This window comes from Veillonella intestinalis, from assembly GCF_943192895.1.
Lineage (GTDB): Bacteria > Bacillota > Negativicutes > Veillonellales > Veillonellaceae > Veillonella_A > Veillonella_A intestinalis.
This window is the reverse complement of the sequence record NZ_CALPCB010000005.1, coordinates 1-25,124: the sequence shown is the minus strand read 5'-3', so window position 1 is coordinate 25,124 and position 25,124 is coordinate 1. Positions and strand designations below refer to the sequence as shown.

Annotated in this window: 17 protein-coding genes, 1 pseudogene and 1 CRISPR repeat array; of the genes and pseudogenes, 17 read left to right on the top strand and 1 reads right to left on the bottom strand. The window is 38.8% G+C overall.

What is annotated here, in order from left to right:
* Window positions 1-81 precede the first annotated feature (81 nt).
* The 14 genes and pseudogenes from NFR27_RS04910 to NFR27_RS10095 all read left to right on the top strand — a co-directional run bounded on the left by NFR27_RS04910 (window position 82) and on the right by NFR27_RS10095 (window position 20,386).
* Window positions 82-540 (top strand): YwiB family protein, encoded by a 459-nt coding sequence (locus tag NFR27_RS04910; RefSeq protein WP_251454675.1) that lies wholly within the window; start codon window positions 82-84, stop codon window positions 538-540.
* Complete coding sequence (argS, locus tag NFR27_RS04905) at window positions 506-2,170, top strand: arginine--tRNA ligase (protein ID WP_251454672.1); 1,665 nt, start codon at window positions 506-508, stop codon at window positions 2,168-2,170. Before NFR27_RS04910 ends, argS begins: the two co-directional genes overlap by 35 nt.
* Before the next feature lie 124 nt (window positions 2,171-2,294).
* Complete coding sequence (locus tag NFR27_RS04900) at window positions 2,295-3,908, top strand: CTP synthase (protein ID WP_251442004.1); 1,614 nt, start codon at window positions 2,295-2,297, stop codon at window positions 3,906-3,908.
* A 2-nt stretch (window positions 3,909-3,910) separates the two neighbouring features.
* On the top strand, window positions 3,911-4,555 hold the full coding sequence (locus tag NFR27_RS04895) for a GntR family transcriptional regulator (protein WP_251454668.1): 645 nt from the start codon (window positions 3,911-3,913) through the stop codon (window positions 4,553-4,555).
* A gap of 404 nt (window positions 4,556-4,959) precedes the next feature.
* On the top strand, window positions 4,960-6,087 hold the full coding sequence (locus tag NFR27_RS04890; RefSeq protein WP_251442023.1) for a betaine/proline/choline family ABC transporter ATP-binding protein: 1,128 nt from the start codon (window positions 4,960-4,962) through the stop codon (window positions 6,085-6,087).
* Between the two features lie 18 nt (window positions 6,088-6,105).
* Window positions 6,106-7,662, top strand: a pseudogene (locus NFR27_RS04885) (ABC transporter permease/substrate-binding protein).
* 286 nt (window positions 7,663-7,948) lie between these two features.
* Window positions 7,949-8,512: an alkyl hydroperoxide reductase subunit C gene (ahpC, locus tag NFR27_RS04880; protein WP_251442029.1), complete on the top strand. Its 564-nt coding sequence runs from the start codon at window positions 7,949-7,951 to the stop codon at window positions 8,510-8,512.
* Between the two features lie 390 nt (window positions 8,513-8,902).
* A complete protein-coding gene (locus NFR27_RS04875) occupies window positions 8,903-9,238 on the top strand; it encodes an ArsR/SmtB family transcription factor (RefSeq protein ID WP_115310648.1) in 336 nt (111 codons plus the stop codon).
* An 11-nt stretch (window positions 9,239-9,249) separates the two neighbouring features.
* Window positions 9,250-10,446: a DNA polymerase IV gene (locus tag NFR27_RS04870; RefSeq protein ID WP_251442035.1), complete on the top strand. Its 1,197-nt coding sequence runs from the start codon at window positions 9,250-9,252 to the stop codon at window positions 10,444-10,446.
* Window positions 10,433-11,728 carry an NPN-dependent 2-hydroxyacid racemase, LarAH10 family gene (gene larAH10 / locus NFR27_RS04865; protein ID WP_251442038.1) on the top strand — a complete coding sequence of 432 codons (1,296 nt, stop codon included), beginning with the start codon at window positions 10,433-10,435 and terminating at the stop codon, window positions 11,726-11,728. The genes NFR27_RS04870 and larAH10 overlap by 14 nt, the downstream gene beginning before the upstream one ends.
* 76 nt (window positions 11,729-11,804) lie before the next feature.
* Window positions 11,805-13,214: a hypothetical protein gene (locus tag NFR27_RS04860; protein ID WP_251442041.1), complete on the top strand. Its 1,410-nt coding sequence runs from the start codon at window positions 11,805-11,807 to the stop codon at window positions 13,212-13,214.
* A gap of 80 nt (window positions 13,215-13,294) precedes the next feature.
* The gene (locus NFR27_RS04855; RefSeq protein WP_251442044.1) at window positions 13,295-13,582 is read left to right on the top strand and encodes a hypothetical protein; all 288 of its coding nucleotides are present in this window, start codon (window positions 13,295-13,297) and stop codon (window positions 13,580-13,582) included.
* 514 nt (window positions 13,583-14,096) lie between these two features.
* Complete coding sequence (locus NFR27_RS04850) at window positions 14,097-17,030, top strand: YadA-like family protein (RefSeq protein WP_251442048.1); 2,934 nt, start codon at window positions 14,097-14,099, stop codon at window positions 17,028-17,030.
* Window positions 17,031-17,089: 59 nt separating this feature from the next.
* Window positions 17,090-20,386, top strand: a complete 3,297-nt coding sequence (locus NFR27_RS10095) for a YadA-like family protein (protein WP_277612530.1) — start codon at window positions 17,090-17,092, stop codon at window positions 20,384-20,386.
* A 90-nt stretch (window positions 20,387-20,476) separates the two neighbouring features.
* Here NFR27_RS10095 and NFR27_RS04830 read toward each other — a convergent pair whose 3' ends face one another.
* The gene (locus tag NFR27_RS04830) at window positions 20,477-21,397 is read right to left on the bottom strand and encodes a LysR family transcriptional regulator (RefSeq protein WP_251442051.1); all 921 of its coding nucleotides are present in this window, start codon (window positions 21,395-21,397) and stop codon (window positions 20,477-20,479) included.
* Between the two features lie 201 nt (window positions 21,398-21,598).
* Between NFR27_RS04830 and NFR27_RS04825 the strand changes: the two genes are divergently transcribed.
* The 3 genes from NFR27_RS04825 (at window position 21,599) to NFR27_RS04815 (ending at window position 23,933) form a co-directional block, all read left to right on the top strand.
* Window positions 21,599-21,976 (top strand): CidA/LrgA family protein, encoded by a 378-nt coding sequence (locus tag NFR27_RS04825; RefSeq protein ID WP_251442054.1) that lies wholly within the window; start codon window positions 21,599-21,601, stop codon window positions 21,974-21,976.
* Window positions 21,970-22,689 (top strand): LrgB family protein, encoded by a 720-nt coding sequence (locus tag NFR27_RS04820; RefSeq protein WP_251442057.1) that lies wholly within the window; start codon window positions 21,970-21,972, stop codon window positions 22,687-22,689. Before NFR27_RS04825 ends, NFR27_RS04820 begins: the two co-directional genes overlap by 7 nt.
* Window positions 22,690-23,117: 428 nt before the next feature.
* Window positions 23,118-23,933, top strand: coding sequence for a sulfite exporter TauE/SafE family protein (locus tag NFR27_RS04815; RefSeq protein ID WP_371875192.1), 816 nt, complete (start codon window positions 23,118-23,120; stop codon window positions 23,931-23,933).
* 271 nt (window positions 23,934-24,204) lie between these two features.
* A CRISPR array of direct repeats spans window positions 24,205-25,112; the repeat unit is 33 nt; unit sequence GTCGCTCCTTATTCGGGGGGCGTGGATTGAAGT.
* Between the last annotated feature and the right edge of the window lie 12 nt (window positions 25,113-25,124).

Sequence of the window (25,124 nt, the reverse complement as noted above, 5' to 3'; positions counted from 1 at the left end):
TTCTATGGTATAATGAACTGATGTATAGTTTATCAAAATAAGCTATGAAGTGAGTTGTAAAAACGCGGAAGGAGGACTTCGATGAAGCGCGTTTTAGTTGGCGTGAAAAGCACGCAACGTGATGCTGACGGGAAAGACACGGTCATTGAAATGGTTTCTCCCGGTGAATATCACGAAAAAAACGATACAAAATATATTATGTATAGTGAAACCGAACTATCTGGGATGGAGGGTTCACATACAACCATAAAATTGAAACCTCATTCCATTGTGTTAATTCGTAATGGGAAGGTATCTATGCGTCATGAGTATGTTCTTGGCGAAACGCGCCAAACAGTATATGAAACGCCTTTTGGGGAGTTGCATATGGCATTTAAAACTCATGAATTAGATGCAACGTTACAAGATGGAATTGGTTCAATTCATTTAGGCTATGACATTTCTGTTGGTGGTGAATGGCAATATTACAACCAACTAGATATTAATTTACAGGAGGACTTAGAGTATGGAACTAAAGGACAAGCTCAAGCAAGGAATTGAGGCTGCATTAGCAAAAGCGTTGGCTGCGGGCACATTGCCAGAAGGGACATACCCTGAAGTTGTGCTAGAAGTGCCACCACAGAAAGAATTTGGTGATTTCTCTACGAATATTGCTATGCAGTCTGCCCGAGTTGCTCATATGAATCCAGCTGCTATTGCAGATATTATCATTGCTAATATGGACTATGATTGGTTGGAAAAGGCAGAAAAAGCAGGGGCAGGCTTTATCAATTTCTTCTTAAAAAATGATATGGTTTATGACACTTTGAAATCAGTGTTAGAACAAGGTATTTGCTATGGTACTCAGCCAGTGCGTGAAGACGATACCATTCAAGTAGAATATGTAAGTGCGAATCCTACGGGGCCACTTCATGTAGGTCATGGTCGTGGGGCTGCTTATGGGAGCGCTCTTGTTAATCTATTGCGGGCTGCTGGTTATAAAGTAGAATCAGAGTATTATATTAATGATGCCGGTAATCAGATTGATAATTTAGCCAAATCAATTAATGCTCGCTATTTAGAATTACTAGATATGAAGAATGAATTCCCAGAAAATGGGTATCATGGTCAAGATATTGTAGAAACAGCACAAAGCATTATTAATTGGCGTGGCGATTTCTTTGCTATTTTATCTGATGAAGAACGGTTGCCATTTTTTAAAGAATTTGGTTTGACAGAAAAGTTAAATGCTTTGCGTGTAAGCCTTCGTAATTTCAATGTAGAATTTGATCGTTGGTTTAGTGAACGTTCCTTGCATAAGAGTGGGGAAGTTAATAAAGCGGTGCAGTTCTTAAAAGATACGGGCGATGTATATGAAAAAGATGGTGCTTTGTGGTTTGCCTCCACTCATTATGGCGATGACAAAGATCGTGTAGTGATTCGTGAAAATGGCGAACCTACCTATTTAGCATCGGATATTGCGTATCACCGTAATAAATTTGAACGGGGCTTCCAAAAAATGATTAATATTTGGGGCGCTGATCATCATGGCTATGTAGCGCGTGTAAAAGCTTCGATGGAAGCGTTAGGCTATAATCCAAATCGTTTGGAAATTCTCTTATTGCAGATGGTAGCTTTATATCGTGATGGGGAGCTTGTTAAAATGTCGAAGCGTACCGGCCAGTCAGTAACGCTTGATGAATTGATTGAAGAAGTAGGTGTTGATGCGGCTCGTTATTTCTTCCTTATGCGTTCCTTGGATAGCCAATTGGATTTTGATATTAATTTGGCTGCCTCTAAGAGCAATGACAATCCTGTATATTATATTCAATATGCCCATGCACGTATCCATAGCATTTTCAATCAAGTGAAAGACGCTGGTATTGAATATGGCGATTGGACAGGTGTTAAATTTGATACCTTAACAAGTGAGTTGGAATTAGATATTATCAAGAAATTAGGGGCGTATCCAGAAGAAGTTCGTTCTGCTGCTGAACATCGCGCACCTCATCGTATTGCTCGCTATCTCTATGACTTGGCTAGTTTATTTCATTCATTCTATAAACAAGGCCGTATCATGGGCGTAGATAGTGATTTACAACAAGCTCGCTTAGGTTTGATTACTGCGATTGCAGCCGTTTTACACAATGGATTAGATATCTTGGGGATTTCAGCACCTGAAAAGATGTAAGCGTTTGAAAAGAGTTAGCTTTTAGGCGTTTAAGGCATAAGCGAAAGCTTGTAACATTAGTTTTTAAAAACTGTCGCAGTGCGGCGATAGTGTGTATATACCATTCATAGCTTTGGGAGGAATCATGGCAACAAAGTATATTTTCGTAACGGGTGGGGTTGTTTCTTCATTAGGTAAAGGTATTACAGCAGCGTCCTTAGGTCGTTTGCTTAAGAATCGTGGTCTAAATGTTACGATTCAGAAATTTGACCCTTATATCAACATTGACCCTGGTACGATGAGCCCATATCAACATGGGGAAGTGTTCGTTACTGATGATGGAGCAGAAACGGATCTTGACCTTGGTCATTATGAACGTTTTATTGATATTAACTTGGGGAAACGTTCTAATGTAACAGCTGGTAAAGTATATTGGTCTGTTATTAATAAAGAACGTAAAGGTGACTATTTAGGTGGCACTGTTCAAGTTATTCCACATATTACGAATGAAATTAAACAAAACGTATATCGTGTAGGTAAAGAAGATAATGCTGATGTAGTTATTACTGAAATCGGTGGTACCGTTGGTGACATTGAAAGCTTACCATTCTTAGAAGCCATTCGTCAGGTAAAAAAAGAAGTAGGCCGTAATGATGTACTCTACATTCACGTTACGTTAGTGCCTTATATTAGTGCAGCTGGTGAGTTGAAAACAAAACCGACACAACATAGTGTTAAAGAGTTACGTAGTATTGGTATTCAACCAGATATCATTGTATGCCGTACAGAAAAACACATTTCTGATGAAATGAAAGAAAAATTAGCGTTATTCTGTGATATTGATCCAGATGCAGTTATTGAAAACCGTACTTGTAATACGATTTACGAAGTGCCATTGATGATGCAAGAAGAAGGTCTTGATGATATTGTAGTTAAAAAATTACAATTACCAGAAGTGCCAGCTGATATGGAAGCTTGGAAAGAAATGGTAGCAAAGATTCTTCAACCAAATAAAGAGATTACTGTAGCTTTAGTTGGTAAATATGTAGCCCTTCATGATGCGTACCTCAGTGTGGCTGAAGCGTTAACGCATGCAGGGATTGCAACGGATACAAAAGTTAACATTAAATGGGTAGATGCTGAAGAATTAGAAGAAAATGACTGCGATGTAACAGAAATCTATAAAGACGTAGATGGCATTGTGGTACCAGGTGGCTTTGGCTATCGTGGGGTAGAAGGCAAAATCCGCACAATTCAGTATGCCCGTGAACATAAAGTGCCATATCTTGGCTTATGCTTAGGCATGCAGTCCGCTGTTATGGAATTTGCTCGCCACGTTGCTGGATTAGAAGATGCTAATTCTACGGAATTTGATGAAAGCGTAGCAAACCCAGTTATTGATTTAATGCCAGATCAAGTGGATGTGGATCAAAAAGGTGGTACTATGCGCCTTGGTGTATATCCATGTAAAACAGTGGAAGGTACTAAAGTACGGGAAGCGTATGGGGAAGACTTAATTTACGAACGCCATCGTCATCGTTATGAATTTAATAATGCATTCCGTCAATTATTGACAGAAAAAGGCTTGATTATTAGTGGTACATCCCCAGATAATCGTTTAGTAGAATGTGTGGAAGTGGCTGATCATCCTTGGTTTGTAGGGGTTCAGTTCCATCCAGAATTAAAATCTCGTCCAACTAAAGCACATCCATTATTTAAAGGCTTTGTTGATGCTATTTTAAAACTTAAAGGTATGTAGTTGTGCGTAAAACTGTACGCACAGCGCGTTACCAGCAAATTGCGGCTGATGTAGCTGGTAAAATTGTATCGGGTGGTTACAAGGAAGGGGAGCGTATTTTTGCGCGCTCTGCCTTGTCTGTCCACTATGGAGTATCCCCTGAAACCTCACGCCGTGCCATAGCTTTATTAGCTGATTTGGGCATTGTTGAGGTAACTAAGGGCAGTGGTTGCACTGTTTTATCAAAAGAAAAAGCCGAGCAATTTCGTATGCAGTTTAATGATTTTGACTCAGTTGATTCATTGCGTCGTGATTTAGATCAGCAAATTGAGGCTCAGATTAAATCGATGCAGACTTTAAAAGATACCATGCAGCGATTAAGTGAATCAGTGGGACATTATCAGTATAAAAACCCTTTGCAGCCTATGAAGATGGCCATTACGGAAGAGTGCCGTTATTTAGGACAGTCTATTGGCTCTATTCAATTATGGCAACATACTGGGATTACTATCGTGGCCATTGAGTCGCAAGATAAGACTATGACTATATCACCAGGGCCATATGCTACTTTTACGGCTGGTGAAGAGATTTATTTTATTGGGCCTGCTGATAGTTGGCCTCGATTGAAACGATTTTTATATAGTGAAAACAAGGAAGATGAAATATAGCTTCTTGTTTATAAATTTTATACAACATAACACAAGTGAGCGCTCAACAGTGGTTGGGCGCTTTTTTGTATGCACTAGATTATAGACAGTTATTATGCATTAAGGTAATAAAAATTATTCTATATTTATAAAAGTCGATATTTGACCAAAGTAACAACTTGGTGATATAATAAGGTTGTCACTTAGAGGAGTGGCAAAATATATAGTTTTAATTAATCCATATAATACGTGAGTTTATACATGTGTAAGCAGCCTGAGGTGACTGCTCATACATAAAAATATATAGTAAGTAAGCGTATTAACAGTTGTAGTTATTATAGCGTGCAGTTGATAGTGTGAGTTGTAGTATTGATTGTAAAAGGCTGTAAGAACTAGAACTGTTAGTTTTTTTAGGGAGGTCTTACATGATTGAAATTAAAAATGTAAAAAAACGCTATGGCAAAAAAGAAGTATTACATGATATTACCTTATCTATCCCTGATGGTGAAATCGTTTCCCTTATCGGTGGTAGTGGTTGCGGTAAATCAACATTACTTAAAATGATTAATCGCTTGATTCCAATTACGGGTGGCGATATTTATGTAAATGGCGAAAATGTTCATGATATAGAACCAGTAGCATTACGCCGTAAAATTGGTTATGTTATCCAGCAAACCGGCTTATTTCCGCATATGACAATTCGTAAAAATTTAGAATTGGTTATGAATCTTCATAATATGCCGCAAGAAGGACGTGCTGAAAAAATTAATGAAATGATGGACTTGGTTGATTTATCCCGTGATTTATTAGATCGATATCCCATTGAATTATCTGGTGGTCAGCAACAACGTGTAGGGGTAGCCCGTGCACTTATCGTAGATCCCGATGTTATTTTAATGGACGAACCATTCTCGGCGATTGACCCTATTACTCGTGTATCCTTACAGGATGAATTGCGTAGTTTACAAGAGACTTTGAAAAAAACTATCGTATTCGTAACTCATGATATGGACGAAGCCATTAAGATTTCTGACCGTATTTGTTTGATGCGTGAAGGGCATGTAGAACAGTATGATACACCAGAGCAGATTTTACGAAATCCAGCTACTGAATATGTAGAAAGCTTTATCGGTAAAAACCGCATTTGGAACTCGCCAGAGTTTATTAAAGCCGAAGATATTATGATAGAAGCAACCAATACAGCCTATCCAACCGATAGTTTGTTGCGTTGTATGAAAAAAATTAAAGATATACCTCAAGACTTTTTAATCGTTATTGATCGTGGCACCCGCCGTTTCAGAGGCCTTGTTAATGCTCGTATGATTCGTGAGCAAGATAGTTTACAAGGGCCTGTTAGTGAAATTATGGCACAGCCTCAGAAGGTGGCTCATATCGGTGATTCCTTATTGGAAATTGTTGAAACAATTCAAACCTTGCACCGTCCGTATATGCTAGTTTTAGATGATTCGGAACGTTTAGCAGGCGTTATTACTCAAAGTAGCTTAATTACTACTTTAGGGAGCCAGTATGTAGATGATGCGGAGGTAATATAATTGAGTATATTTAGTTATATGTTTGAAAATACAGATCAGATTATGCGTCTTTTGTTAGAGCATATTCAGTTGACTGCCATTGCCGTAGGTCTTGCGATTATTGTAGGCTTGCCGCTTGGTATTTTAATTAGTTATGTAAAACCCCTTAATAAACCTGTTATGGGGGCAACCAATTTAATTCAGGCCGTGCCTAGTATGGCTCTATTAGGTTTTGCGATTCCTCTATTAGGGATTGGTACTTTGCCGTCGGTCATTGTAGTATTCCTATACTCTCTATTGCCAATCGTAAAGAATACTTACATTGGTATTAGCCAGATTTCACCAGGGACGATTGAAGCCGCCCGTGGTATCGGTTTAACGCGTCAGCAAATTTTGTGGAAAGTACAGTTGCCGTTGACGTTGCCTATGTTGATGGCTGGTGTTCGTATTTCTGCCGTAACAGCAGTCGGTCTTATGACAATAGCGGCCTTTATCGGAGCTGGTGGTTTAGGTTTCTTAGTGTTTAGTGGTATTAGTTCCGTCAATAATGGTATGATTTTGGCCGGTGCGATTCCAGCCTGTATTTTAGCCTTAGTTATTGACTGGGTATTATCTCAAGTAGAGTCTTTGGTAACGCCTGTAAGTTTACAGCCAGAATTATTAAAAACTAGAGCTACGCTTACAGCGAAACGTCGTCGTCAAAAGTGGAGCGTCGGTATTGTTGTAGCTTTGTTAGTTGTTATGTTTGGTAACAATGTATACAGTAGTTTTGTCAAAGATCCAAATACTATCCGAATTGGTAGTAAGCAGTTTACAGAGCAGTTAGTGCTTGGTAATATGTTATCTGAAATGATTGAAAAAAATACTGATATTAAAGTAGAAAGTCATTTAGGCGCTGGTGGTACGCAGGTGTTATTTAATGCCATGGAAAAAGGCGATATTGATGCCTACATTGATTATACTGGTACAGCGTATGTAGATATTTTGAAACATGATCCTATTAATGATGCAGAGCAAGTATATAATACGTCTAAGCAAGAATTAGCGGATAAACATAAGATTGCTTTGTTGACGGCGGCACCATTTAGTAATACGTATACCTTAGCAGTAGATCCTAAAGTAGCCCAAGAATATAACTTGCATACGATGAGTGATTTGAGCCAAGTTGCTAGCTCTTTGAATGCAGGGACTACGCTTGAATTCTTAAATCGTTAAGATGGTTTATTAGGGGTACAAAAAGAATATGGATTTACCTTTAAAGATGCTAAAGGGATTGACGGCGCTACTCGTTATGTAGCATTAGCTAGTGGTGACGTGCAGGTTGTAGATGCTTTTTCTACGGATGGTTTGTTGAAAAAGTATAACTTAACAGTACTAGAGGATGACAAAGGGGTATTCCCGCCATATTATGGTGTACCTTTGGTTCGTGAAGAAACATTAGAAGCCCATCCTGAATTAAAAGGTGTTATTGACCGTATGATGGCAACCTTAGATACAGAAACTATGCGTGAGTTGAATTATCAAGTAGACGTAGAGCATAAGAACCCTAAAGAAGTAGCTCATAACTTTTTAGTAGCTAAAGGTTTAATCAAATAATAAATAGTATATAAGTAGTATGATTCAGTTAAAATTGAGTTGATTTAATTTGAAATCAGTGAAACTACAGATAATAGCTATATTGGTGGCGATAAGATAAAAGTATCTTATCGCCATTTTTCATAGTTTGCATAATAGATTTTCTAATTTAGATTGATTTTTTTCGTTGTATAGTGTATGATGAATATATAATCAATATAGATTATTTGTTGTTAACAACTATCAATTAAAAATTATTAATTGGTAGCTTATGATGTTATAGTAGATAATAAGGAGTGACTCACACATGGCAATTATTGGTAAAGAACTTCCAGAATTTTCCTTACAGGGTTTCAGAAATCCAGATGTAGTAACCGTAACTAAAGCAGATGTTGTTGGTAAATGGAGCGTATTCGTATTCTATCCAGCTGACTTCACATTTGTTTGCCCTACAGAACTTGAAGATTTACAATCTCATTATGCAGAATTACAGGAAATGGGCGTAGAAGTATTCTCCGTATCCGTTGACTCTGAATTCGTACATAAAGCATGGGCTGATGCATCTCCTAACATCGCTAAAATTCAGTACACTATGTTGGCTGACCAAAAACATGAATTAGCTGATTTCTTTGAAACTTTCTCCGAAGAAGATGGCCGTGCTTATCGTGGCTCCTTCGTAGTTAACCCAGAAGGTAAAGTAGAAACAGCTGAAATCCATAACATGGGCATTGGCCGCTCCGCTGACGAATTAGTTCGTAAAGTGCAGGCTGCTCAGTTCGTAGCAAAACATGGTGATCAGGTTTGTCCAGCAAAATGGAAACCAGGTGCTGATACTTTAAAACCAGGTTTGGACTTAGTAGGTAAACTATAATATAAATAAGTGGTTAGTGCGTCCCTCCCCCTTTGCACTAACTACTGTCATAGATTAGTTTAATCCCTTTTCCTCAAAAAACCGGCGGTGCGAGAGCTTCTCGACCGCTGGTTTTTTCTATCTGGCTGTTCATAATTTTTTATCGGCTCTTATAATTAGTTAGGTGACTGATAAATGGATTGTTATTTAAAATTTTGATAACCTTGTGTGTGATAGGGAGTAAAACTTGATTAATTAAGTATTATGAATTAGAATTTTTATTCATGATTATTATCAAAAACTTGGTGAATTGAAATTATTAGATTTATTGAGGAATTTAGTATATAATATATTACATAGAATAAGGTTAAAGGAATGAAAAGCTAGGGTTTAGTAAAAGGAGTATTGGGTATGGAAGTATCATACGAGAGATTGGCGAGTATTTTTAAGGCGTTAAGTGATGAGACTAGATTGCATATAATCGACATGTTGTCATGTAATGAATTATGTGCTTGCGACATTTTAGCAAGTTTTAATCTGTCTCAATCCACGTTGAGCTATCATATGAAAATTCTCATTGATGCCGGTGTTGTAAATTCACAGCGTAATGGTTTATGGACACGGTATTCAATTAATGAAACTACGTTTGATGAGTTAGTAAAAATTCTGCCTGAGTTATATAAAACTAAAGATGAATGTATTTGTGCTCAGATTAAATACTGTCGCTTAGAAGATAAGCCAGAATAATAGGAGTAACTATGAGACGTTGGATTATGCATGTGGATATGGATGCTTTTTATGCATCAGTGGAACAACGTGATAATCCTGAGTATAGAGGCCGCCCGGTAATCGTTGGCGGCCTTTCTTCGCGTGGTGTAGTAGCTACGGCCTCTTATGAAGCTCGTAAAATGGGGGTTCATTCTGCTATGAGTATGGTAAAGGCCAAGGAACTATGTCCGGAGGGGATTTATTTACGACCACGATTTGCTGCCTATTATGCTATTTCAGAGCAAGTCCATGAAATAATGCACCGCTATACGCCTTATATTGAGCCCTTATCCTTAGACGAAGCTTTTTTAGATGTTACGGGACTCCATGGTCGCTTTACAGGCCCTTACGCCTTAGGTAAAGCAATTAAAGAAGACATTTGGAAGGCTACCGGTTTGGTGGCCTCTGTAGGGGTGGCGCCTAATAAATATTTGGCGAAATTAGCCTCAGATATTAAGAAGCCCAATGGCCTTGTGGTGGTTCCCTATGGTAAAGAGGCAGAATTTGTGGCTCCATTACCAGTCAAACGCTTATGGGGCGTTGGGCGTCATATGGCAAAGCGCTTACAGGAGGCAGGCTATTATAAAATTGGTCAATTGGCAGCCTTGCCGGATGAACAAGCATTGAAGCCTATTGTGGGTAATCAAGCTAAGCGATTATATGATATGGCACGTGGTTTGGATGACAGGCCTGTTGAATATGAACGACAGGTACATTCCATTGGCAATGAATTGACCTATGAGGAGGATTTAGTAGATCCTCAAATTATTAATCAAGAATGGTATTTTTTTGCTCATAAAGTCGCTAAGCGTTTGCGCCAGCAAAATTTGAAAGGTCGTACCATTGCTATAAAGGTTAGGTTTAATGATTTTGAAACGTTGAGCCGCCAAAAACGAATTGAAGTGCCAACAGATAATGAAGAAACACTGTACCGAGTAGGTATGATGTTGTATAATAAACTCAATATAAATAAACCAATTCGCTTATTAGGTCTTACGGTCAGTGATTTTGCTGGTGCATTGGGGCAGACATCTCTATTTGAGGAGGAGACGTTTCAGGAAGAACTGGCAAGAGCGATGGATGGGCTAGAAGCGAAATTTGGTGAAGGGATTGTTATGAAGGGGGCTCTTTGGCAACGGGCTACCCAACAGAAGAGAGAGGAAGAGAATCACAATGAAACATTTTAAATTAAAATATGGCCGTGGCTATGTAGAGTTTGATTTGCCAACACAAGAGGTATTAAATGTAGTGGAAGGGGCCGAATATCCAGCCCTTGAAGATATGAGCAGTGCGTTAGTTGAAAGCTTGAATAATCCTACGGGAACAGCTCCTTTAAAGGATATTGTTCAACCTGATGAATCAGTTTGTATAGTTGTATCAGATATTACGCGCGCTTGGATTGGCTATCAGAAGTTCTTGCCAACTTTATTAAACTACTTGAATGAGGCAGGCGTGCCAGATGAAAAGATTTTCTTGTTGATTGCCTATGGGGCTCATCGTTTACAAACAGAAGCCGAATCTCGCGCTGAATTTGGGGATGAAGTTGTAGATCGCGTTCGTATTGAACATAGTAGTGGCATTAATCCAGACAGCAAATTCCGTCGTTTAGGTGTAACTAGTCATGGTGTACCAATTGAAGTCAATGAGTTAGCACTTGATGCAGATCGCCTCATTTTAACAGGGGGCTGTGTATATCATTTAATGGCTGGCTTTGGTGGTGGTCGCAAAGCGATTTTACCAGGTATTTCCTCCTATGAAGCAATTCAAAAGAACCATTGTTTATGTTTACGTGACAATGTGGGGGAAGGTACTAATCCTGAAATTGTGAGCGGTAATATTAGCCATAATATTATGCATGATGACCAAAGAGAACATGGTTGTGCTGTAGAGGCTGACTTCCTAATCAATACAGTGGCTAATACAGAAGGCAAAGTGGCTAAGTTTGTTTGTGGTCACTGGGAAGATGCATGGCTTGAAGGCACTCAATTAGTTGAAAAAATTTATGGTGTTGATATTAATGGATTAGCAGATTGTGTCATTGCTACGGCTGGTGGCTATCCAAAAGATATAAACTTATATCAAGGGGTTAAAACACAGGTTAATGCCGTAGGCGCATGTAAACCAGGTGGTGTTGTTATCTTGTTGATGGAATTAGATGACATTGCTGAGCCAGCTGAATTTATTGATTGGTTTGAAACTCGTGATCTTCGTGAGCGTGAAATCAAACTTCGCAATGGCTTTACCGTACCAGGGTTTATTTCTTTACATTTAGGTGAAGACTTCCAAAAATATCATCATATTTTAGTTACTAAGCCTGAAAATAAAGAAACTTGTGATCGAGTGGGAATCGATGTTGTTACGTCCATCGATGATGCCTTGGCTCATGCGGCGAAGATTTTAGGTCGTGAAGATTACACAGTTAACATAATGCCGTTGGCAAGTAATACGGTGCCTATGTTGAAAAAATAGAAGCAGTACGTAAGACTTTTAGTTGTTAGTAATATTGTGATAGCACGTTTTCTTGTAAAAGATAGGAGCTGGGAATATGCATAATCGTCATGGCATTATTGGTAAGTCCGTTATTGATTCAGTTCGTCGTTCGTTACAAAATAAGTATGCCGAGGATCGTCACATTCAACAAATGATTGAAGAGTTGGATGCAACCGATGATTTGACATATGAAGAGTTACATATTACAAAGCAAGCCTATGAAGAAGTAAAGTCTCGTTTATTTTATACGGCTTTGTTAGATAGTTTGTGGCAAGAAATCAGTGAAACGCAGGATTTATTAGCACAACTTCACGTATATGATTCCCTAGAAGACGAGTTCCAAAGTCAAGGTGAGGAATTAACTAGTGAAGAGTTGGATATTGATCAAGTGGATTTGGATGATGTGGATGTAACCGAGCGCCCTCTTGCGCTTCGCCAGACTAGTGCTGTGGCAGCGCGTCAAGCTGGTACGGTAGCAGCTCGACAAGAGGGGACTGTAGTAGCACAGTCTGATGGTGAAACACTAAGTTCGGTTAATTCTAAAGCGAATACAACCAACCCTAATTTAACAAATTCTAAATCCGCTACCTCAGGGGTGTCATCAGCTAATCCCCTTCATGATACAGAAGTACCATGGGCGCCATTAACACAAGGTCGTGATGAGGCTAGTGATTTAGCTGTTGATAACGCTGTAGAGGGCACTAATGCAGTTATTAATGCAAAAGCGGCTACTGCTAGCTCAGTTGCTGAGTCAGATACTCAGTCTTCAAAAACAGAAACATCTGATGTGGTAAAAAATAGTTCTAAAGCTGCAAAGGCTGATGTAGTGAATGATTCCTCTAAAACTTCTGAAGCGATTGAAGATAGCACTGAAGAAACGGGCTTCCCTACTGGGGAGATTTTCTTGCAAGACATTTTTAATATGTTGAGTAAGGGTCTTAATAAAGGGGAATCAGTGCAAGCTACGATTGAAGACTTGATGCAACATACTGAATGGAAAGAGTTTAAAAAGTTAGCTAAACAGGCTAAAAAATCTATTAAAAAAGCTCAAAAATCAGCAAAAAAAGAAGCGAAAAAATTAGCTAAAGATGCTAAAAAAGAAAGTAAAAAAGCTTTGAAAAAAGCAAAACATGCTAAACAGGATGTAGAAGCTCGTAGTGAGGAATGGTATCAAGATTTTGATGCGGCAAGTGAAGAGTTGGCTAAAGAGGTTAAAGCCTCAACGGAGCAGGTAAAGGAAAAAACTTATGAAACTGTAGAGGCTACAAAATTAAAAGCCTCAGAAGTGTTACAGACTGCAGAAGAAAAAACAGGTGAAGTAAAAGCTAATGTTGAGGGCGTTGCAACGCAAGTGAAACAAAAGGCTAGCGAAGTGAAGGATACTGTACAAGATTTAGGTCGTTCAGCAGTTCTTCAAGTATTGGATATTGTGGAATCAGCCATCCAAAAAAAGCCAAAAAAGTAAATGACCTTGGTGGGCATACTACAAAACGTGATGTTTATAAAAAGCAACTTACGTCGATCAAGGGTGGTTTTATTGGTGAGTTGATTCATGGAGTGTTAGCTGGTATATTTGCTAGGCCTAATACAAGTAGCAAACAAAATGAGGCTGAGCAGAGGGTTTCCGATATACGAGTACCTCAAGAACCTAAGAAGCAAAGTTTAAATGTTGAAAAATCTAGTAAATTTACTAGAACTGTTCAACCTGAGCAGGGGGCTGTTTTGCCGTTGACTGATGCTAAAGGGCGTTGCCAAGTGTGTAGCAACCATTGTAGACCAGTTAAACAGAATTGTAAAAAGCGGCAAAGAGCGTTGGCTAAACGAGGGTATTAACTATAAAACTTTAGTTATAAAAATTATAATAAAGAAAATAAATGAAGAAACTTCTTCTTCATTATTGCGAATTATGCAATAAAATATCGATAAACTTAGAAGTTTATTTATAAAAAATGTTGATGATATAAGAATTTTTTTAGCTCTGTGCAGCAAATCGAGATAAATTATCAATATTTTCTATGGATATTCTTTTATGCAATGTGAATATGTAAACACGAAAAATAACAAAACATTAAAAAATAATGAAAAAATTGTAAAAGAACTGTAAAATAATGATGTTATATTTCAAATATAATATATGTCAAAATATAGATTAATATAAATTACTTGTGTATAATGATATAGAGTTTATCTAAAAAAGTGAAATAAGAAATAAAATAAAGTAATAATTAATATATGATGAATATTTTGCTTTTTTGTATAAATGGTGTGTTGGATTTTAGTGAGTAATTTAAGTTTAAAAGATTTAAGGAATGGTAAGGTTTGTGTTTTTAGTAAGGAGTAAAGGGTTATGAAGAAAAAAACTACGTTAAGTGTTTTAGTGTTAATGGGACTAACAGCGACAACCTTAGGGAGTGTAGACGCAGCAAGTACAGGTGCTAAATTTTTAGGTATTGGCCCAACAAATCCCGAAATAAATTCAGGACAAAATTATAATGGTGACGGTGCCACTGGCGTTAATGCAGTGGCGATAGGTGTGAATGCATTAGCTACAGAAAAAGATAGTGTAGCTATAGGCTCTACTGCTAAGGTAAATAATGAGGGTGGTCCCGCTATAGGTGGTATTGCTATAGGTACTAATGCTCATTCTCATAATATGAGTAATGGCAATCATGAAAGTATAATTGTTTTTGGCCGAGATAAATCAGTACTTACTGGAGGTATTGCTATTGGTCAAGATACACATGCACGAATTGGCAATGTGGAATTGGGGAATCGCGACTATCGAGGGCAGATTGGTGATTTTGATTTTAGTACGGCTAATGGCAAAATCGGTGGAACAGCAATTGCTAATAATGGAAAATTAGCGAATTCAAATGTAACAACTGGCGTAGGTTCTACTACAGTGGGTGATAACTCATTTAATATGGGGAACTTCTCTAGTATCAATGGTTCCTATAATGTTATATCAAAAGCGTATGATAAGCCAACGGCATCTTGGGTTGGGAATCAGATAACTCGTGGTACGAATGCCCTTCATAATGCTGGGGCTGCTATTCAAGGTTTTGGCTCTAGTATTAGTGGCTCTTTAAATAGTATTGAAGGCAATGAAGAATTAAGTGCTAATATCTTTTCGTTGTTGGGTGGTTCTTCTGATCCTGTTTCAGGGCTTATGTATTCAGGGACGGCTTCTAATATTGTTGGGACAGCGAATCGTATTAATAAGAGTAATGGGGCACTGATTTTTGGTACGGGCAATGAAATAACTAATTCCTATATTACTCCAGATAGTCCTATCATAATGGACTCGCTTTCTACCAATGTGCCATTTTTAGGTACATTAACCTTAAATCCTACAGTAGCTAATAATTCAATTAAAGAATTAGCAGAAACGCTTCGCAAGTATTCTCAAGATAATCGCATGGGTTCTGTGGGGATTATTGGCGGTGCGAATAAAGCTGATTACGCCTTATTCTCTACTATTTCCGGGGTAGGCAATACCTTAACGGGGCGTGGTGTAGATACCAATTTTGTTTTGAATTCAAGAGATACTAAATTGACGGAAGCTATCAATGGAAATTCTTTTGCTGCTTTTAATGCCATTACCGGGTATGAAAACACTGGTAAAGCTGTATCTCATAGCTATATTAGTGGCTCCTATAATACTCTTGAAAATGCCGTGAAAAATGCTGTAATCGGTAATCATCAAACTCTTGCAGGCTCAGCAACTGAGGCTGTTGAAGGGAATATTATACTAGGCTTTAGAGATAAGAAAGACGAATCTGCTTTTGCTACTAGCTTAAAGAATTCAGTTGTTCTTGGTAATGAAACAGGTGCGACAGCTAATCAAGTGGTAGTTATAGGTCATAATGCTAAAGCTACTGTGGTTGATGGTGTAGCTTTAGGATCACAATCAGTGGCAGGAACTGCAGTTGGCGTAGCTGGCTATGATCCAGTAAAAGGGATACAATCAACTGAAACTGATAAAACTTGGAAGTCCACTTTAGGGGCTGTATCTGTAGGTAATGATACTAATACGCGTCAAATCACTAATTTGGCAGCTGGTATGGCACCTACCGATGCGGTCAATGTGGCTCAGCTTCAGGCCGTTAGAGGGCTGATTGTTAGTCCTACGATTTCTATCTTTAGCAAAGGGAGAGAAGCAGATAGCACATATAAAGAAGGCACGCCAGTAGTGACTAATCAGGCTGTTCATGGTATGATGTTTGACTTTGGTGATGGTTTATATGCGGAAGAAAAGGAAAATAGTGAAGGCAAAAAAGTTATTTTAGTTGGTGTGGATCAAAGCGTTATTAAGCCAGGTTCTCCAGGCAAAGATGGAACTGTAGTAGAAGTATCAAAAGATGAAAAAACTGGAGAAACTACTATTACCACTAATCCTAATACGGCTGAGGAAAAATCTGTTGTTGTAAAAGATGGAAAAGATGGTAAAGATGGAGTTAATGGTAAAGATGGTGCTTTTGACTTCTCAATTACAGCGGATAAAACAGTATTACCTATTACTGTGGCAAAAGATACACCGCACGTTCAAGTGCATGGCGATAATAATATTCAGACGACCGCTAATGGCAATACGTTAACTGTTAGTCTTGCTAAGGATATTACAGTTGATTCAGTTACAGCGAAGACAATTCAAGCAGAGGCGTATAAAGTAGGCGAGGCAACGTATATTAGTGAACAAGGTCTTAATGCTAATGATAAGATTATCAAGAATGTAGCGCCTGGCGAAGAGGCTAGTGATGCAGTGAATGTAGGACAGTTGCGTGAATTAAATAATACAGTGAGTCATTCTATTCATAAATTACAAAAAGATAGTAATCGTGCTGATGCTATGGGGGCTGCATTAGCTGCACTTAGTCCACTTCAGTATGATCCATTAGAACCAACACAAATCATGGCTGGTTATGGCTATTATGGCGGTGAGAATGCCTTTGCTTTAGGGCTTGCACATTATAAACATGAGTCCTTGTTATTCCGTGCCGGCGTAGCTATGAATGGTGGTAATAGTAAATTAATGGCTAATGCGGGGGTAACTTGGAAGTTTGGCGATAGTAAAAAAGAACGTGCTCTTGTAGAAGAATATCGTCAAGGTCCAATTTCTTCTAGCTATGTGTTGCAAGATAAATTGGCAATTTTAGAAGCTGAAAATATTCAGATGAAAGCAATGCATGAAAAATTAATAGCTGATTATACACAATTAGAAAAAGATAATGCAGATATGAAAGCTAAAATTGATATGTTAATGCAACGTATGGGGCTATAAGTAGATATTCTTTCAGTAATACTGAAAACTGGACTTTAATACATTATGAGGAGTTGTAAATGGGAAAGTTGCAAAAAAAGCAAAATCATTTGAATAAATTAATGGTAGCTAGTTTAGTATGTGGTGTATTTGGGACATACTTTGGCTCTACTGTATGGGGCGCTACTGTTACCTATGATGAGACTAAAAAGAATATCATTTTAGGCAATCAAATTTCTGATGCTGGTGGGGCAGGCAATACGGCCGTAAATGGCAAGTATAATTTTATTCGTGGTAATGGCAGAGCTGATAGTAGTAATAATTATGCTGGTTGGATTGGTGGAGATTTCAATACTGTTATTTCCGAACAAGTGGGCCGTGATAGAAGCGGAAAATATAATGTAAGTATAGGCGACTATGCACATGAAGTGTCCTCTGGTGATTTTAAATTTGCCATGGGCTATAAAGCAGGTATGACATCTAAAGGCAATTATAATTTTGCATTTGGTTCAGAAGCTGGCCACAATGTAACGGGGAATAATAATATTGCTTTAATGGATGGTGCTGGCAGTGACCTACAAAGTGTTACAACTGTTGAAAATGGTATAGCAAAATCTGAAGATAGTAATTATAACTTAGCTATAGGTTATCAAGCGGGCTCAGATTTAATAGGTAGTTTTAACTATGCCTTTGGCTCACAAACTGGTAAGCAAGTGCGGGGCAATGATAATGTAGCCTTTGGTGCGAAGGCAGGTACAAATGTTGTGGGAACCTCAAATTATGCTTTTGGTACAGATGCTGGTAAAGATGTAAATGGTGATGGTAACTATGCATTAGGGACTCAAGCAGGTCAAAATATTCGAAAATTTGTCAATACTGCTGGTGCTACCGGTCAATCTGTGGGCAATAATAATATAGCGTTAGGTAAGTTTTCTGGCTCGAATATTGTAGGTAATTTCAATGTGGGCATTGGTGAAAATGCAGGACGTTATGTAGGCTATGAAGCTAGCAGTTATGATGTGTCTAATGTAGATAGTTTTGGTGAGCCTCAAGTAAATGTGAAGGGGACCACTCTGGTTGATGGGGCAGAGCATAATATAGCATTAGGTTTTTCCTCAGGGAATTATGTAGCTGGTCAAGATAATTTCTCTGTAGGGGTTGCTGCTGGCAGTTATATTAAAGGTGACAGTAATGTGACCTTAGGCAAACACAGTGGTCAATTTGTTACTGGTGGCGAAAATATGACTTTTGGTGCTCGCGCTGGTGTATTTGTAACGGGCGATGATAATGTGGCCATCGGTGTGGAGTCTGGCCGATATATTCAGGGCGATAAAAACATAAGCATCGGCAGTCGTGCAGGAATTAATGATAATAGTGGACATACTGCTTTAGCTAAGAAATCTAATACAATTGCAATTGGCAATGACTCCAATTCTGAAGTAGCTACGGGTATAGCCATAGGATCTGAGGCTAAATCTAAGAAGTCAGGAGCCAGTGCTTTTGGTGCCAATGCTGAGGCTGTAGAAGAAGATTCCTTAGCATTAGGCGCTGGTGCAAGTGCTGGAGTAGCTAATTCCGTGGCTTTAGGCAGTGGATCAAGTATTGCGGCTAGTAAAACAGCTAATACTGCTGGTAATACTGAATATGGAGCGGCAACGATTAATTCCTTGGAGTTGACTTTTGCTGGTGGCAAGAGCAATGGCATTATTAGTGTAGGCAGTGTGGGGAATGAGCGGCGCATTCAACATGTAGCAGCGGGCCTTATTTCTGCTACATCGACTGATGCTATTAATGGATCACAGTTATATAGTGTAATTAATACAGTTACTACACCTACCATATCCTTGCGTTCTGCTGGTGTAAATGGCGGCAAAAATGCAGCCACTAGTTATACAGCAGGTACAAATGTGGTAACTAATGCAGCCATTCATGGTATGATCTTTGACTTTGGCGATGGTTTATATGCTGAAGAGAAACAAGGTATTGATGGCAAAAAAGTAATTTTTGTAGGGGTTGATGAAACGGCTATAAAAGCCGGTGCTGATGGGGCACCTGGCAAAGATGGCGTTACGATTAAGAGTATTGAGTCCGATGGAAAGGGTAATACTACAGTAACCTTTACAGATGATCAGAGCTTTATAATCAAAGATGGTGCTATTGGTCCACAAGGTCCTAAAGGTGATACAGGTGAAACTGGCCCACAAGGCCCTAAAGGTGATACAGGTGAAACTGGCCCACAAGGCCCTAAAGGTGATACGGGTGGTACTGGCCCACAAGGTCCTAAGGGTGATACGGGTGAAACTGGAGCTACTGGCCCACAGGGCCCTAAAGGGGACAATGGTGAAACAGGAGCTACCGGTCCACAAGGACCTAAAGGGGATACGGGTGGTACTGGTCCACAAGGTTCTAAGGGGGATGCGGGAGATACCGGCCCACAGGGCCCTAAAGGGGAAACAGGTTCTCCAGGTAAAGATGGAAGCATAGTAGAAGTATTAAAAAATGAAAAGTCTGGAGAGACAACAATTACGACGACTAATCCTAATACAAAGGAGAGCCAATCGGTAATTGTAAAAGATGGTCAGGATGGCGTATTTGATTTCACAATTACCGCTGATAACACGATAACGCCAATTACTATAGCTAAAGAAACACCGAAGGTCCATGTGCAAGGTGATAGTAATATTCATACAACTACAGAAAACGGCGTATTATCCATCAATCTTGCTAAGGATATTCAAGTAAATTCAGTAACGGCTAAGACCGTTCAAGCAGATTCCTTTAAAGTAGGCGATGCTACGTATATAAATGAAGCAGGCCTTAATGCTAATAGTAAGACTATCAAGAATGTAGCTCCTGGAGAAGCGGATACAGATGCCGTTAATGTTTCTCAATTACGGGATTTAGGACAAAGTGTAACGCACTCAGTAAATAAATTACAAAAAAATAGTGATAGAGCTGATGCTATGGGTGCTGCTTTAGCTGCGCTTAGTCCACTTCAGTATGATCCATTAGAGCCAACTCAAATTATGGCAGGCTATGGTTATTATGGTGGTGAAAATGCCTTTGCTTTGGGGCTTGCTCATTATAAACATGAGTCTTTGCTTTTCCGTGCGGGCGTAGCCATGAATGGTGGGAATAGTAAATTGATGGCTAATGCAGGTGTAACTTGGAAGTTTGGTGATAGCAAAAAAGAACGCGCTCTTGTAGAAGAATATCGTCAAGGCCCAATTTCTTCTAGCTATGTGTTGCAGGAAAAAGTAGATTATTTAGAAAACTTAGTAGCACAACAGCAAGAACAATTAGCTTTACAAGAAAATCGTCTAAAACAACAAGATGAGAAGATTGAAGCATTGTTACAGCAATTTGCTAAGCAGTAAAAGGTTATATAAAAGCAGTGTTAATTAAACCAAAAAACTCTGACCTCATATTATGGGGTCAGAGTTTTTTTATTATGACAATATTAATCCTTATTGTGAAATCTCTTCATGACTGGTTGTTTGTTCAATTACATGCGAGCGGAAGTAATTAACCCACAAACGAATAGCAGGTACAATCATAGAGCGTTCATTCCAAATCATACCTAAGACCCAATTGATGCGAGGTTCAATTGGGATAGATATAAGATGTTTGCGGTCAAGGCGCTCACAAATTGTTTGCGGTAAAATAGCTGTACCTAAACCACTTTTTACTAGCTCCGTAATGAAATCCCAATTGTTACTTTGCGCTACAATTTGTGGAACTACACCGATTTCTTGAAAACGACCAAGGATGATATCGTAGAGTGAAAAAGACGGGTGAAAAAATACAAGCGGTTCTTTACGAATTTCTTGTAATGTAATGGACTCATAATTGGCAAATGGCGAGTCTGGCTGCATTACATAGTATAGAGGCTGATGATTGAAAATATAGGTTTGAGTATCTGGATTGGTAAAATCCGATACAGGCAATGTAACAAAGCCGACTTGTAGTTGTCCATCTTGTACTAATTGGGCAATTTGAGGTGAGCCATGTTCGCTAACTTTTAGGGATATTTGAGGGTAAGCGGCCATGAAATCGCGAATGATAGGGGATAAAAAGGAAGATCCGATCATCGGCGGAATGCCTAAGCTTAATTCACCAGACTCCATATCGTTCGTGTGATGCATTTGATGTTCTAATACTTCAAATTGGCGCACTAAAGCTTCAATCTGTGGTAATACGGCGCAGGCCTCGTTAGTTAACTCGATACGATGGCCACGACGACGAAATAGTTGTTTATTCCATTCTCCTTCTAAGAGGCGAACGGCTTTACTGAGAGAAGGCTGACTTACATGTAAAGTTTGAGCGGCTTTAGTAAAACTTTTTTGTCGAGCCACTTCAACAAAATATTTTAAATGGGTAATATCCATACTGTCCTCCTGCAATTTTTTCTTTATTTATTATAACTAAAAAGAATAGTGTCGTATAGGGAAAAAATATTATTTTTTTTATAAAAAATGAGATACAATAAGTCATGCCAAAGAGGATATCGATAAATTACAATTTAAGTAAATGATTCGTTTAACATTCATTTGGAGAATGAATATATCTATTAGGGGAGGCAAGGACGAATGAGACGTGTGGCGATGGTAGTAGGTCAAATTCTATTGCTCGCCTTAATTGGGGTGTTAGGTGGTTACCTAAAAGACTGGTTGCAATTGCCATTGCCAGGCACCTTAGTGGGCATGATTTTATTATTCCTATTGCTTTGTTCAGGGATTATTAAATTAAACTGGGTAGAGCAAGGTGCAGCCGTATTGATTGGGGAATTATTGTTGTTCTTTATTCCCTCGGCTATTGGGATTATTCAGTATACACAACTCTTCGGTAGTACAGGGGCTATGTTACTAGGTGTTATCGTAACGAGTATTATAACGCTTTTAGTGTCTGTCACTGTCATTACTTTGAGTATTATGAAATTACGTAGAAAGGGGTACAGATTATGGTAAACTACACATTATTTCAGATGATTAGTATTCATATCATCGAATCATTAGTGGGTACTGTAGTATTGTACTTTCTTTTCAAAAAATTGTATGAACGGTCTGGTAAGAAATTATTTCTTACGCCTTTGTTAGCCGTGCCAGTAGTGATTGGTTTATTCTTAGTGACGATGAACATTCCTTATGATGTGTATCAAGAAGGCAGTCAGTATATTACCATGATGTTACAACCGGCGACGGTAGCCTTTGCCGTGCCTTTATATAAATTCCGCAGTGTAGTGAAAGAATATTTTATTCCTCTACTTGTGGTTATTGGTATGGGCTGTTCCATTGCCTTTTTAGGATCGATGGGGCTAGCAGAACTTGTAGGATTAAGTCCAGAACTTGTTCACAGTGTGGCACCGCGTTCAGTAACAACACCACTTGCTTTAGCGGCCTCTGATACGATGGGTGGGGATCCGACGATTACAGCCATTTTAGTTATTGCAACGGGTTTAATAGGTATGATTATGACAACGATGATGATTAAGCGTGCTCATATTCATAATCGATTGTTAAAAGGCATGCTTTATGGTATATCGGCTCATGGCACGGGGACGGCTAAAGCGTATGAAGATGGCCCTAAAACGGGTGCTATTGCTTCTTTAGCCATGATTTTCATGGGCATTATGACTACGGTGATTGCACCAATTGTAACGGCTGTATCAGCCGTTTTGTAAGGGCTATATAGATTAAAAAGTAATCTTGATTTTAAGTTTACTTGTAGTTAGTCAATAGTTAGTCAGTAGCTATACTAACACATAATTTGAAAATTGGACGGTATTTATTGAATAAAAAACGTCCGTACCTAATTAAGGTAGTTCTTTGACTGGCTTCGCCAGTTAGTTAACTATAAACGTATTTACACAAACTTACACAAACTTACTTAAACAGAAACGCCATTGCTACATAAGATAGCTAATTTATTAGTTATGCTTAGGAAGCGATGGCGTTTCTGTTTATTTTAGGGTATACTAAGTTCAATTATTGAAATGTTATTTTATTGCTATTGTTATTGTTATTGTTATTACTATTGCTATAGGTGATCTTTGGTAATAGGCAGTGAGTCATAAATAGAGTAGATTCTGTTGATTAGGAGTTTAATAATATGGATGGTGTAAGTGGTGTAATATTAGGCATGTCTATAGGTGTGCTTTTACAATTTATTTTGCTTGGCATTGGCGTAGGTGCTTTTGGAACCTTAATTGGTGCTGGTGGCGGCTTAGTCTTTGTGCCTGTTTTTTTATATACTTTTACCGATTGGTCGCCTGCTATGGTAGTGGGAACATCGCTTACGATTGTTATGTTTAATGCTATGTCAGCTTCGACGGCGTTTATTAAGCAAAAGAAAATTTTATACAGTGCGGCTATTTGGTTCACGATTGCCACTATTCCTGGGTCTTATCTAGGTGCAGTAGCTTCTGAAGGATTTGACATAGCCATGTTAAAATTTTGGTTTGGTCTTTTTTTATTATGTATGTCTACGTTTATTGGTTATAAGAATTTTACAAAAGGGCAACGAAAAGAGGAATCTCTTCAGTTGCATGAATTAACTTATAGTAAAACAATTGGTTGTTTAATCAGTGTTGTAGTTGGGTTTATTTCCAGTGTCTTTGGCATTGGTGGCGGTCTAATTCATGTAGCGGCCTTCGTGTATTTATTGGGATTTCCAACCCATATTGCAACTGCTACGAGTCAATTTATCTTATTTTTGTCTACGATTAGTGGAGTAGCGACTCATTTTTATTTAGGGCATATTCAGTGGAATATTGCTATTGCTTGCGGCATTGGTGCAGTTATAGGGGCACAAGTAGGGGCGGCTATAGCTAAACGATTGAAGGCAACAAGTATTTTATTAGTATTTTCATTAGGTGTAGGTTTGTTGGCGCTACAGTTGATCTTTTCCTCTGGGAAATTGTGGTAGTTTTAAAGTATAATTATTAAATGAAAAATAGTGCTTTATATGGTAAGATGGATATAGGCACTTAAACTAGACATTTTATTATTCTTAAATAGTGCTTATTTATAATCAACTTGTGCGAAACTGTAGCATTTTGTGAAATGATGGGAGTTTCGCACTTAAAGTTGTTAAAATTAATTTATCATATTTATATATACTGATGAAATTAATTGTCTGAGCTTATGAAAGAGCTCAGTTTGCTGGGTATAGTAGAGTTGGTCTACTATATGTAGCTGTCGCTCCTTATTCGGGGGGCGTGGATTGAAGTAGTACCTGTCTGTTCAATCTTTTTAAGATATAAAGTCGCTCCTTATTCGGGGGGCGTGGATTGAAGTTAAAGGGGACACTCCAAGCCGTTCCCCTTTAGAATGTCGCTCCTTATTCGGGGGGCGTGGATTGAAGTTTCCCATACCACGCCTTTATTGATTATCAAGGAGGTCGCTCCTTATTCGGGGGGCGTGGATTGAAGTGCATATGTAATCTATAAAACTGGGGGTGGTCTTTGTCGCTCCTTATTCGGGGGGCGTGGATTGAAGTAACTTGCGAACGAAGTAGGAATCATTGACGAAGACGTCGCTCCTTATTCGGGGGGCGTGGATTGAAGTGCTGAAGACTTTTCAAAGTACGATAAGATTTACTGTCGCTCCTTATTCGGGGGGCGTGGATTGAAGTCTGCTCAAGAGATGACAAAAGGAATACGCAAAGGTGTCGCTCCTTATTCGGGGGGCGTGGATTGAAGTCATCGATAAAACATCTAAGAATACAGTTGCTACTGTCGCTCCTTATTCGGGGGGCGTGGATTGAAGTATTGTAGATGATGTGGAAAGAGTATTAGTATGATGGTCGCTCCTTATTCGGGGGGCGTGGATTGAAGTACCACGCGCAGCGGCTGCAATAGTAGCCCGAATAGTCGCTCCTTATTCGGGGGGCGTGGATTGAAGTTTTGTATGTCTGACACAAAATCGGTTTATTTACAGTCGCTCCTTATTCGGGGGGCGTGGATTGAAGTCTATTGATGACGGTGGGGCGATATTGCGACACTTGTCGCTCCTTATTCGGGGGGCGTGGATTGAAGTACAAGGTTTTGTGCATGTTGATGTGCGGGGGTGGGTCGCTCCTTATTCGGGGGGCGTGGATTGAAGTTACTTGTGGCAC

Coding starts and splice junctions, on each gene's coding strand:
- NFR27_RS04860 (WP_251442041.1), top strand. CDS start 11,805: ATGCATAATCGTCATGGCATTATTGGTAAGTCCGTTATTGATTCAGTT.
- NFR27_RS04815 (WP_371875192.1), top strand. CDS start 23,118: ATGGATGGTGTAAGTGGTGTAATATTAGGCATGTCTATAGGTGTGCTT.
- NFR27_RS04825 (WP_251442054.1), top strand. CDS start 21,599: ATGAGACGTGTGGCGATGGTAGTAGGTCAAATTCTATTGCTCGCCTTA.
- NFR27_RS04820 (WP_251442057.1), top strand. CDS start 21,970: ATGGTAAACTACACATTATTTCAGATGATTAGTATTCATATCATCGAA.
- NFR27_RS04870 (WP_251442035.1), top strand. CDS start 9,250: ATGAGACGTTGGATTATGCATGTGGATATGGATGCTTTTTATGCATCA.
- NFR27_RS04875 (WP_115310648.1), top strand. CDS start 8,903: ATGGAAGTATCATACGAGAGATTGGCGAGTATTTTTAAGGCGTTAAGT.
- NFR27_RS10095 (WP_277612530.1), top strand. CDS start 17,090: ATGGGAAAGTTGCAAAAAAAGCAAAATCATTTGAATAAATTAATGGTA.
- ahpC (WP_251442029.1), top strand. CDS start 7,949: ATGGCAATTATTGGTAAAGAACTTCCAGAATTTTCCTTACAGGGTTTC.
- NFR27_RS04830 (WP_251442051.1), bottom strand. CDS start 21,397: ATGGATATTACCCATTTAAAATATTTTGTTGAAGTGGCTCGACAAAAA.
- NFR27_RS04850 (WP_251442048.1), top strand. CDS start 14,097: ATGAAGAAAAAAACTACGTTAAGTGTTTTAGTGTTAATGGGACTAACA.
- NFR27_RS04890 (WP_251442023.1), top strand. CDS start 4,960: ATGATTGAAATTAAAAATGTAAAAAAACGCTATGGCAAAAAAGAAGTA.
- NFR27_RS04910 (WP_251454675.1), top strand. CDS start 82: ATGAAGCGCGTTTTAGTTGGCGTGAAAAGCACGCAACGTGATGCTGAC.
- larAH10 (WP_251442038.1), top strand. CDS start 10,433: ATGAAACATTTTAAATTAAAATATGGCCGTGGCTATGTAGAGTTTGAT.
- argS (WP_251454672.1), top strand. CDS start 506: ATGGAACTAAAGGACAAGCTCAAGCAAGGAATTGAGGCTGCATTAGCA.
- NFR27_RS04900 (WP_251442004.1), top strand. CDS start 2,295: ATGGCAACAAAGTATATTTTCGTAACGGGTGGGGTTGTTTCTTCATTA.